This window comes from Bacillus sp. ABR, from assembly GCF_056172715.1.
Map to the genome: position 1 here is coordinate 869299 of NZ_JAOYSL010000001.1, position 11423 is coordinate 880721.

The following is an 11423-nucleotide window of genomic DNA, read 5'->3' on the forward strand; positions in this document are numbered from 1 at the left end:
GCGCGTCCTCTTTTTCTTTATTCTGCATTTCTCGCACTATGTGCCAGCCTGCTTGATGCGGCAGCAGCAATAGCGCCGACGATGTCATCTAAAAAGGTGTGGCATTCGCCTGTGGATTTATCGTTGAGTTTTCCGAGAATTCCCGGTTTTTCTTTATCGATATATCCGTAATTCGTAAAGCCGATCGAACCATAAATATTGACGATAGCAAAGGATAAAATTTCATCAACGCCATACAGGCTTTCGTCCGTTTCAAGTATTGATTGAAGCGGCTCAGTCAGCTTCTTTTGCTCGGCGAGTACGTCTAGTTCGACGCCCGTTAAAATCGCATTTTGGACTTCGCGTTTTGCGATGACACGCTCCACATTGTGGATGCACTCTGTCATGTCTAAGCCAGGATGATATTTTTCCTGTAAAAAGTAGACAAGGTCTGCTATATCTTGAATGGTTACGCCTCGTTCTTGTAAACGGCGTCTTGCTGTTTTTTCTACTTCGTTCATCTCATGATGATGCGGCATGTATTCCTCACCCAATCCTCTTAATTTGTCCACAACGTGTAAAAAGCTTCGGATAGTAAATAGTATTCATAAATCCCTCAACCTGCGACTACGATATGATAAGAGATTGATCATAGGAACGCAGGTGAAAACATGAAAGAAACCATTTATCACACATTTGGTATTGATGTTCGTCAGTTTATGCCATATGGCAGTTATCAGAGCTTTCAAACGGCGGAGGCTCTCTTCCTCATTGTTCCTGTGTCTCATTTGCGAGAAGAAGAACTCGCAGAGATGTATCATATCAGTCAGTATTTACTGAATGCTGGAGACCCATACGTCGCTGTGTTTGAATTAACAAATGAAGAAAAGCCCACCTTTACTCATGGGAAGGAGCAGTACGCTTTATTAAAAGCAGCGCCTCCGATCTCAAGCCGCTCGTTTCAGCAAGCGTCAGAGCTGGCGGCCTTTCATGTTAGGGGAAGAGGCTTTCCATATGAAGTATCCGAAACAAAACGTGTCGGTGCCTGGAAGGAATTGTGGGCAAAACGATTAGATCAGCTCGAAGGCTTTTGGATGCAGCAAATGCATCAAAAACCGCTGGAACGGTTTGAACAAAAATTCATTGAATCGTTTCCGTATTATCTTGGATTAACGGAGAATGCCATTCAATATTTAGTCGATACTGAGCTCGATGATGAACCGAAAGAAGGTGACTCAGGCACTGTCTGTCATCAGCGCTTTTCACGTATGACATGGCCGCATGAGCAGCCGCTTCGTTTACCTGTGGATTGGGTCTTTGATCATCCAACCCGTGATATTGCAGAATATTTAAGAGAAACCTTTGTCCAGCATAAGGAAGATTTAGTGGAAGAAGGCTTTTCCTTTCTTCAGCAATATGAACAGGTGACACCTCTTTCCTCCTTTTCAAAGCGTTTATTATACAGCCGTCTGCTGTTCCCGCTTCATTATTTTGAAATTGTAGAGGGCTACTACATGTCTGGAGAAAATGAAAAAGCATATTATGAAGAGAGGTTAGATTACGTTTTAAATGATGCCAATCGTTATGAATACTTTCTAAAGGTTTTTCAAGAAATGAGCGCCATGCGAAGCGGTGGTAGCCCCATTCCGGCTATTGGCTGGATTCAGCCTGCAGCTGATTTGAAGTTTCAGTGAACAGACGAAACGTCTCTTTTCTCTTGAGACGTTTTTCGTTATGCTTAAAGAAATCGATTAAAGGAGTGTTCTTCTTGACGAAACCTTATGTCTATATCACAAGAAAGCTTGATGAAGCATCACTTACACCATTAAAAGAAGTCGCTCATGTTGAGATGTGGCCGAGCGAGGATGAGCCGTGTCCAAGAGAAGAGTTAGAAACACAGGCTGCTAAAGCGGATGCGCTTCTCACCATGCTGTCAGATCAAATAGATGAGCCCCTTTTATCAAAGGCCCCTAATGTCAAGGTGGTCGCAAACCTTGCTGTTGGCTATGACAATATTGATGTTGAAGCAGCCAAAAAGCGCGAAATCACCGTATGTCATACACCAGATGTCTTAACAGAATCGACGGCTGATTTAGCCTTTGCCCTACTGATGGCGTCAGCTAGACGCATTGTTGAGGCGAGTGATTGGATTAAGGATGGAAATTGGACAGGCTGGGGGCCGCTTCTTCTTGCCGGTGCGGATGTTCATCACAAAACGCTCGGGATTGTCGGAATGGGTAGCATTGGAACAGCACTAGCCAAGCGGGCCAAAGGCTTTAATATGAATATCCTTTATCATAATCGTTCCAGAAAACCCGAGGCAGAAGCGCAGCTTGGTGTGACATATGCGGATTTTGAGGAACTGCTCAAACAGTCTGATTTCATCGTCTGTCTGACGCCGTTAACCCCGGAAACAAAAGACATGTTTAATGAACAAGCATTTGATCTGATGAAGAACTCTGCTTATTTCATTAACGTATCAAGAGGACAGACTGTGGATGAGGATGCTTTATACGAGGCTGTCACGACAGGAAAAATTGCCGGAGCAGGTCTAGATGTATTTAGACAAGAGCCTGTCAGTCCATCTCATCCATTAACGACATTACCTAACGTCACAGTCCTCCCTCATATTGGAAGTGCTAGTGTCGAAACGAGAAAAACGATGATGCGTTTATGTGCTGAGAATATTGCACTTGTCTTACAAGACAAGCCAGCCAAAACGCCGGTTCGTTCATAATATAAAGCTTCCCGGTGTTCGGGAGCTTTTCTGACAAAAATATTTTGAAAATATAGAATCTTGATATAAATAGCTGTTAAGCGGTTTCATTCTGACAATCTCTTATTTTATTACCTTGTCAAAATGAGGATACCCCTTTATAATGTGTGTACATTGAATGTCTGTGTAAGGTTAACAAATGTCTTTTTAGAGAGGACATTTATGGAGAAAGGTGGAATTTCAGGTGAAGGCAATTCGAGTTGGGCTATTAGGATTAGGAACAGTGGGGAGCGGTGTCGTAAAAATTATTCAAGATCATCAGGATAAATTAATGCACCAAATCGGCTGTCCGGTATTAATACAAAAAGTGCTTGTGAGCAATCCCGATAAAAAAAGAGATGTGGATGTCGCAAGAGAGGTCTTCACAACTGAAGTATACGATGTGATTAGAGATCCAGAGGTCGACGTCATCATTGAAGTGATGGGCGGCATTGAAGAGACAAAACAATATTTAATAGATGCGTTGAATGAGAAGAAGCATGTCATTACAGCGAATAAAGATTTAATGGCACTTTACGGTACGGAGCTTTTACATGTAGCGAAAGAAAATGGCTGTGATCTTTATTATGAAGCAAGTGTCGCCGGAGGAATTCCGATTTTGCGCACGCTGGAGGAAGGGCTCGCCTCTGACCGAATCACCAAGATGATGGGGATTGTGAACGGTACAACGAATTTTATTTTAACGAAAATGAATGTCGATAAAAGCGCATATGAGGATGTCTTAAAAGAAGCACAGGATCTTGGCTTTGCAGAAGCGGATCCGACAGCTGATGTAGAAGGACTGGATGCAGCAAGGAAAATGGCGATTCTTGCAAGACTCGGCTTTTCCATGAATGTAGATTTAGAGGACGTCAAGGTGAAAGGTATTTCTGATATCTCTGATGAGGATATTAATTTCAGTAAGCGGTTTGGCTATACAATGAAGCTGATTGGAATTGCTCAGCGGGACGGAGAGAAAGTAGAGGTCAGCGTTCAGCCAACCTTACTTCCTGATCATCATCCATTATCATCCGTTAACAATGAATTTAATGCGGTGTATGTCTACGGAAGTGCTGTAGGAGAAACGATGTTTTACGGACCTGGAGCAGGAAGTCTGCCAACGGCAACAGCTGTTGTATCAGACTTAGTTGCAGTAATGAAAAACATGCGCCTTGGCGTGAACGGAAGCGGATTTATCGCACCGCAGTTTGAGAAGAAGATCAAATCGTCATCAGAAGTATTTGCTCAGCAATTCTTAAGAATTCATGTCAGAGATCAAGTCGGGGCATTCTCCCGCATTACATCTATTTTTTCTGAAAGAGGCATCAGCTTTGAAAAGATCCTTCAGCTTCCTGTGAAAGGACACGATGAGCTGGCTGAAATTGTGATTATTACACATCAGACCTCAGAAGAAGATTTCTCAAATATCCTGCAAAAATTAAACGACCTCGACGTGGTGGTTCAAGTGAAGAGCACGTACCGAGTAGAAGGGAACGGTTTAAGCTGATGAAATGGAATGGACTCATTGAAGAATTTCAAGAATTCTTACCAGTAAACGAATCTACACCTAAACTAACATTAAATGAAGGGAATACACCGCTGATCCATCTCGCCAAGCTTTCAGAAAAGCTGGGGATCGAGCTTCATGTGAAAACAGAAGGCGTGAATCCAACAGGTTCTTTCAAGGATCGAGGAATGGTCATGGCCGTTGCGAAGGCAAAAGAAGAAGGCAATGATACAATCATGTGCGCTTCAACAGGGAATACCTCTGCAGCAGCAGCGGCATATGCAGCCCGTGCTGATATGAAATGTATTGTCATCATTCCTGACGGGAAAATTGCCTTCGGTAAGCTTGCACAGGCTGTCATGTACGGAGCAGAGATCATTGCCATTGACGGCAACTTTGATGATGCACTGAAAATCGTCCGCAGTATCTGTGAAAAAGCGCCGATCGCTCTTGTTAACTCGGTCAATCCTTATCGAATTGAAGGACAAAAGACAGCAGCATTTGAAATCTGTGAGCAGCTAGGCTCTGCCCCGGACGTACTAGCGATTCCTGTTGGAAATGCCGGGAACATCACAGCCTACTGGAAAGGCTTCAAGGAATATCACGAGAAAAAAGGAACTGGACTGCCTGTCATGCGTGGTTTTGAAGCAGAAGGTGCAGCGGCAATCGTTCGAAATGAAGTGATTGAGCAGCCAGAAACAGTGGCAACAGCTATCCGTATCGGAAATCCAGCGAGCTGGAAACAAGCTGTGGCAGCCGCAGATGAATCAAACGGAAAGATTGATGAAGTGACTGATGAGGAAATTCTTCATGCGTATCAATTGATTGCACGTGAAGAAGGTGTGTTTGCAGAACCGGGCTCATGTGCATCGATTGCGGGCGTGTTAAAGCAGGTGAAATCTGGTGAAATCAAGCCAGGCAGTAAAGTTGTTGCGGTACTAACAGGTAACGGACTGAAAGATCCAAATACGGCTATTGATATTTCACAAATCAAGCCGGTTACACTCGATGCAGATGAAGATCAAATTCTTGAACACTTAGAAAAGGCCGCACGCGTATGAGTGAAGCCTCCATGCTTTTTTCAATCACAGTACCGGGAAGCACTGCCAATTTAGGACCAGGCTTTGATTCAGTTGGAATGGCACTCAGCCGCTATTTAAAGCTATCGGTCTATGACCATGATAGCTGGCTGTTTGAAGCAGAAACAGATGTTGTGTCTGGGATTCCATCAGGCACCGACAACCTGATTTATCAAACAGCCAAAAAGGTCGCAGATGACTTTGGAAAAACACTCCCGCCTGTTCATGTCAAAGTGTGGAGTGATATTCCATTGGCACGGGGGCTTGGCAGCAGTGCTGCTGCCATCGTGGCCGCCATTGAACTCGCCAATCAGCTTCTTGAATTAAACATGACAGATGATCAGAAGCTCTTTTATGCAAGTGAGGTAGAAGGTCATCCAGATAATGCGGGTGCCTCTTTATTCGGTGGTTTACTGATTGGTCTTCATGAAGAAGACAAAACCCATGCCGTTAAAGTGCAGCATGTGGATGTAGATGTTGTCGTGGTGATTCCTTTTTATGAAGTGCTCACAAAGGATGCCCGTGATGTTCTGCCAGAGGATTTTTCCTATAAGCATGCTGTTAGTGCGAGTGCTGTAAGCAACGTCCTTGTTGCCGCCTTAATGACACAAAACTGGCCGCTTGTTGGAGAAATGATGAATAAGGATTTATTTCATCAGCCTTACCGCACAATGCTCGTTCCTGAGCTGTCGAAGGTAGAGCATGTCGCTTCGCTCAAAGGAGCGTATGGAACAGCTTTGAGCGGTGCTGGGCCGACGATCCTCACATTAGTGGAAAAAGGGAAGGGAGAAGCACTGAAAGAACAGCTTGCCCAAAACTTCCCGCATTGCGAAGTCGATTTGCTGACGGTACCTGTAGAAGGTGTTGTCGTGCAGCATCATCCTGTTAATCAAGTAAAGAACGTGCTGTGAATCTGCACGTTCCCAGCGTGTAGACAAACCCTCGCATTCTTTGTCAGTCCTGCGCGCTGGTGCTCACGAATGTTCAATTCGCTCCGCGCCAGTGCTCGTTCTTCCTAGACTTCAAGGGTTTTCAATCACGCTGAAAAGAAGAAAAAGAGCTAAAATAAAGATCATTTTAGCCCTTTTTCAGCAATCTGAGAACGTGCTGTGAATCTGCACGTTCTTTTTTATGCTTGTTTTTATGGGAAGAAGCAGGGATTATTATTTAGAGGATCGAACTATTTTTTATGCATATAAGGGGGAGATACATTCATGAAGAAATTGATGACGGCAGAAGATTTAACGAAGATTGTTTCCGTTTCTCATCCGGTTTATTCACCAGATGGAAAAAAGGCAGTCTTTACAAAAGTCACTGTGAATGAGAAAAAGGACGATTACAACATCCACTTATGGGTTCGAGATGAAGAGACAGAGGAGCTGGCACAATGGACATTTGAGGATGGAAAGCATCATCAGCCAGTTTGGTCAAAGGACGGCAGGCAGCTTGCTTTTATTTTGCAAAAGCCAAAGGAAGTCCCTCAGCTCGCACTCATAAAGAGCGAAGGAGGCGGCGTACGTACTTTAACGAAGATTCCATACGGAGTATCTCACCCTGTCTTTTCTCCCGACGGAGCATTCATTTATGCGGCTGTGTCATTGAAACAATCAGAATCTGTTCATGATGAAAAAAAGGAAGAGCAAGATGAATTTGCTCCAGCGGTATATGATGATTTGACCTATAAAGCAGATGGAAGAGGCTTTCTAGATGGGCGTGTCACACAGATCGTGAAAGTGGATATCCGTTCAGGAGAGGTAGAGCCTGTCACGAGCGAGCAGGTTCATCATATGAATCATACCGTTTCCCCGTGTGGAAAATGGCTTGCCTTTATTCAATTAAATCCACAGATACCTTACATAAGTGACGTGTGTCTTCTGTCATTAGAAGATGGTCAGACAAAAAAGATCACACAAGCAAACGGCGCTTATTCCACCGTATCTTTTTCTCCAAATGGAGAGAGTCTTTTGTATATTGGACATGAGCGTGAATTTCAAAATGCCACCTTCCCATCATTATGGCTGTATGATCTGAAAGAAGACAAGGCGGTTCAGCTGTCAGAAATGCTCGATATGTATGTTGGAAACTGTATGGCAGGAGATAGCGTGATGGGAGAGGCCTATCAGGTTCCACAGTGGACAAAAGACAGCCAAGGATTTTATACGCTTGTTTCTGATCAAGGTAGTACAGGGATTTATTATTTCTCTATAGAAGGTTTAGCCTATCCAGTTCGACTAGAGGCGGAACATATCACCAATTTCAGCCTTCATCCAGATGAAACCAAACTGCTGCTCAGCCAGCTTTCACCTGTTTCACCAAGTGAGCTGTATGAGCTGACATTAGGGGAGACAGAACTAAAACAAATCACGTTTGAGCATCATGATTTTCTAAAGGAGTATGTCGTATCCGAACCTGAACCATTTTCTTTTCAGTCAAAAGATGGCGACGAGGTGCATGGCTGGTTTATGAAGCCTTCCAAGATGGAAGAGGGGGAGAAATATCCACTCATTCTAGAGGTTCATGGCGGACCGCATGCGATGTATGGTTATACGTATTTTCATGAATTTCAAATGCTTACTTCTGAAGGCTATGCCATCGTGTATATCAATCCGCACGGAAGTCATGGATACGGACAGATGTTTACCGACCGTGTGAGAGGAAGTTATGGTGACGTTGATTATGACGATGTTATGCAGGCTGTTGATCATGTGCTCAAAGCCTATGATTTCCTTGATGAAACAAGACTCGGCGTGACTGGCGGGAGCTATGGCGGTTTTATGACCAACTGGATTGTCGGTCAGACCGACCGCTTCCGCGCAGCTGTCACACAGCGCTCCATTTCAAACTGGATTAGCTTTTATGGCATTAGTGATATCGGTTATTTCTTTACAAGGTGGCAGATTGATGGGGATATTTATGATTCTGTCGATAAGCTATGGGATCGTTCTCCGCTAAAATATGTGAAGCAGATGAATACGCCGCTTCTCATCCTGCACAGCGATGAAGATTATCGCTGCCCAGTTGATCAAGCAGAACAGCTTTTTGTGGCATTGAAGGAGCTTGGGAAAGATACAAGATTGGTCAAATTCCCGAAGGCATCTCATGATTTATCCAGAAACGGCCACCCGGGGCAGCGTATTCAAAGACTGACCTTTATAAAGGAATGGTTTAGAGAAAAGCTAGCCTAATAAAAAACGACCCTTCAGCGTGCTGACAAACCCTCGCATTCGGTGTCAGTCCTGCGTGCTGGTGCTCACGAATAGAAAATTCGCTCCGCGCCAGTACTCGTCCTTTTCTTATCATGCTGAAAAGAAGACAAAGGGCTAAAGCCTTTGTCAATCATGAAAAAAACGACCCTAATTGGGTCGTTTTCATGTCATATATGAATTAGAAAACCTGTTCAACTTCTACAACGCCAGGCACTTCTTCTAATAATGCGCGCTCAATACCGGCTTTCAATGTAATGGTTGAACTTGGGCAGCTGCCGCATGCACCAAGAAGACGTAATTTCACAATGCCATCTTCAATGTCTACAAGCTCACAGTCTCCACCATCACGTAATAGAAATGGACGAAGTTTGTCCAGTACTTCCTGTACTTGGTCTTTCATTTCGACTTCAGTCATTAGATATAATCGCTCCTTTCACAACATATCACCATTATATTCATCTGGACGATAAAAATCTATTGATTGGTTTCAAAGTTTCCTTCTCATTATAGCACAATCTCATCTTGAAACAAAAAGTGATTTTGACTTTTTTCATCCAGAAAATTCAGCTAAAATGAAGAAAGAATAGGGGGCTTGTCAAATGAACAAAACTGTCGATCTTTATGTATATGGAAGAGATGTACTGTGCGCTAGCTGCGTGAATCTGCCTTCTTCAAAAGATACATTTGAATGGTTAGATGCAGCATTAAAACGAAAATATCCGAATCAGCCATTTCGCATCACATATATTGATATTGAGCACCCGCCAGAAAACGAACAACAAAAGGAATTGTCTGAACGAATTCTTGATGATGAATTTTTTTATCCACTTGTCTTAGTAGAGGATCAAATCGTTGGAGAGGGCAATCCGAAATTAAAAGACATTTATCAAGAAATGGAGAAATACGGGTACAAGGAGAACAGTGAATAAGCTGTTCTTTTTTTGCGGTATAAAACGAACAAACGTTCCTTTTTGTGTTGAAAAAGAACACTTGTTCGTTTATAATGAAATGAAAGGAGCGTGAGCATCATGAATTATTTACTGAAACAATCTCTTCATCAGCAAGTACCGATTGAGATGATTTATATGAAGAAAAATGGAGAGTGCACGAAGAGAAAAATCATTGTACACCGTCAAACGGATCAGCTTATCCAAGCGTATTGTTTATCGAAGAAGACGATGAGAACCTTTCGTAAAGACTGCATTCTTGCCCTTGCTCCGATCAAATGGACCAACTCATCGGCACATGCCGTTTCATAGAAAAAAGCTCCCTCGTCACGAAGGAGCTTTGAGAAAAAATTCACAAGATTTTAGCCGTTGTGATGCTTGTACATCCAAAGGAGTCCAGATTTCAGGAGTCTTGGCACCCGGCCAACAAGTGGACGATCAGCGACTAAGCCAAAGCCGGCTTTTTTTCCTAAAGAACCTAAAACACCTTTTAGCTTAAACTGTGGATAAGCTTCAGGAAGCGGCTCATTTTTCCAGCGTTTTTGCAGAGATTGGACGATTTGTTCTGCCTGTGCCTCAGCAAGCTGTGCACTTGGGGCATGAGGCAGACTTGCGCAGTCACCTACGACATATACATGCTCATCCCCTGGAAGATTATGATGAGGAGTTAATACGACGCGGCCTTGTGCGTCTTTTTCAACATCCATCTCTCGTACCACTTTGCTTGGCTGTATTCCTGCTGTCCACACGATGACATCAGCTTCAATCGCGTCATCATGGTTGTAAACGACACCTTCTTCAACCTTTGTAATATTGGCACAGTTAATGATCTTTACGTCATTTTCTTCAAACCACTTTTGCACATACAAACTTAATCTTTTTGGGAAGCTTGATAGTATCAACTCTCCGCGGTCAAAAAGAATAATGTTTAAATCAGCACGGCTTTCTCTTAGTTCACTGGCCAGCTCTACCCCGCTAAGTCCAGCACCGACGATGCCAACCGTTGCACCTGCGCTCAAATTGTTTAATTTGTTATACGCATGTCTTGACTGATCAATGGTTTGAATGCTGTATGTATGTTCTTTCGCACCAGGGACATTATGATATTTGTCCTCACAGCCGAGTCCAATCACCGTATCATCATACGGAATCGGTTCACGGTCGCTGAATAAGATCTGTTTGTTTTCAATATCAATTTTTTCTACTTCCCCGTATTGAATATCCAGCTTCGGATGCTCTGGAAAAGATACTCGAATGTGATGATCAGAGATCGTTCCAGCAGCAAGTGCATAATATTCTGTTTTTAAACAGTGGTAAGGATTTCGATCAATTAATGTGATAGTGACATCATCAGGTAATTGATTTGGCAATAAGCGGTGGAGAACCCGCATATTCCCGTAACCTCCGCCGATCAAGACTAAATTTTTCATGACGATTCTCCTTTTCCCCGTAGACATTGAAAAACACTTATACTAAAAAACTTTAAGTTAAAATACCAAATAAAATTATATCGAATTTACTGTGAAACCACAATAATTGTTTCAAAATAACCTACATATTCATCAGTTAGTCCTAAATAGTAAAACATTTTACGAGGAATAGGCGTAACGATACAGATGAAGCTCATATTTTGACTAATACAAGGAATTTCGGTAGGATGGTAAGGCAATGTGAGGTGAAGCACAGTGTTTCCACTGATCGAATTTTGTGTAAGTAATCTTGCACAAGGGTCTCAAGAAGCAAAAGAGAAGCTTGAAAAAGACCCAAACCTAGACGTAATGGAATACGGCTGTTTAAGCTATTGCGGCAAATGTATGGACTCCCCATTTGCACTTGTGAATGGAGAATTTGTTTCAGGAGAAAATGCAGAGCAGCTAGTCGAGCGTATTTATGCTTTTATAGAGGAAAACGACATGTTTTAAATGCACCACATGGGTCATGAGGTGCATT

At 43.0% G+C, this 11423-nt stretch carries 11 protein-coding genes and 1 pseudogene; 9 read left to right on the plus strand and 3 right to left on the minus strand.

Going from position 1 to position 11423, the window contains the following annotated elements:
* Positions 1 to 17: 17 nt before the first annotated feature.
* Positions 18 to 518 carry a phosphatidylglycerophosphatase A family protein gene (locus OIT90_RS04415; RefSeq protein WP_025094161.1) on the minus strand — a complete coding sequence of 167 codons (501 nt, stop codon included), beginning with the start codon at positions 516 to 518 and terminating at the stop codon, positions 18 to 20.
* A gap of 132 nt (positions 519 to 650) precedes the next feature.
* Here OIT90_RS04415 and yutH point away from each other — a divergent pair, with 132 nt between their 5' ends.
* From yutH to OIT90_RS04445, 6 genes are all read left to right on the plus strand, one after another.
* Complete coding sequence (gene yutH / locus OIT90_RS04420) at positions 651 to 1673, plus strand: spore coat putative kinase YutH (RefSeq protein WP_330545505.1); 1023 nt, start codon at positions 651 to 653, stop codon at positions 1671 to 1673.
* A 74-nt stretch (positions 1674 to 1747) separates the two neighbouring features.
* The gene (locus tag OIT90_RS04425; protein WP_144490158.1) at positions 1748 to 2716 is read left to right on the plus strand and encodes a 2-hydroxyacid dehydrogenase; all 969 of its coding nucleotides are present in this window, start codon (positions 1748 to 1750) and stop codon (positions 2714 to 2716) included.
* A 223-nt stretch (positions 2717 to 2939) separates the two neighbouring features.
* Positions 2940 to 4241, plus strand: a complete 1302-nt coding sequence (locus tag OIT90_RS04430; protein WP_047202460.1) for a homoserine dehydrogenase — start codon at positions 2940 to 2942, stop codon at positions 4239 to 4241.
* Entirely contained in the window at positions 4241 to 5302 is a 1062-nt protein-coding gene (thrC, locus tag OIT90_RS04435) for a threonine synthase (RefSeq protein WP_024423361.1), read from the plus strand. The genes OIT90_RS04430 and thrC overlap by 1 nt, the downstream gene beginning before the upstream one ends.
* Positions 5299 to 6231 (plus strand): homoserine kinase, encoded by a 933-nt coding sequence (gene thrB / locus OIT90_RS04440; protein ID WP_024423360.1) that lies wholly within the window; start codon positions 5299 to 5301, stop codon positions 6229 to 6231. Before thrC ends, thrB begins: the two co-directional genes overlap by 4 nt.
* A 303-nt stretch (positions 6232 to 6534) precedes the next feature.
* Complete coding sequence (locus OIT90_RS04445; RefSeq protein ID WP_144490164.1) at positions 6535 to 8505, plus strand: S9 family peptidase; 1971 nt, start codon at positions 6535 to 6537, stop codon at positions 8503 to 8505.
* Positions 8506 to 8704: 199 nt separating this feature from the next.
* Here OIT90_RS04445 and OIT90_RS04450 read toward each other — a convergent pair.
* Positions 8705 to 9004: pseudogene (locus OIT90_RS04450) on the minus strand (NifU family protein).
* A gap of 121 nt (positions 9005 to 9125) precedes the next feature.
* Between OIT90_RS04450 and OIT90_RS04455 the strand changes: the two are divergent.
* Together OIT90_RS04455 and OIT90_RS04460 are read left to right on the plus strand one after the other, a co-directional pair.
* Positions 9126 to 9455: a YuzD family protein gene (locus OIT90_RS04455; RefSeq protein WP_047203329.1), complete on the plus strand. Its 330-nt coding sequence runs from the start codon at positions 9126 to 9128 to the stop codon at positions 9453 to 9455.
* Between the two features lie 99 nt (positions 9456 to 9554).
* Entirely contained in the window at positions 9555 to 9785 is a 231-nt protein-coding gene (locus OIT90_RS04460; protein ID WP_039181181.1) for a hypothetical protein, read from the plus strand.
* 50 nt (positions 9786 to 9835) lie between these two features.
* Here OIT90_RS04460 and OIT90_RS04465 read toward each other — a convergent pair whose 3' ends face one another.
* A complete protein-coding gene (locus OIT90_RS04465) occupies positions 9836 to 10903 on the minus strand; it encodes an NAD(P)/FAD-dependent oxidoreductase (RefSeq protein ID WP_034282611.1) in 1068 nt (355 codons plus the stop codon).
* Between the two features lie 255 nt (positions 10904 to 11158).
* On the opposite strand from OIT90_RS04465, the gene OIT90_RS04470 reads away from it, so the two are divergent.
* On the plus strand, positions 11159 to 11395 hold the full coding sequence (locus tag OIT90_RS04470) for a YuzB family protein (RefSeq protein WP_008346813.1): 237 nt from the start codon (positions 11159 to 11161) through the stop codon (positions 11393 to 11395).
* Positions 11396 to 11423: the final 28 nt, after the last annotated feature.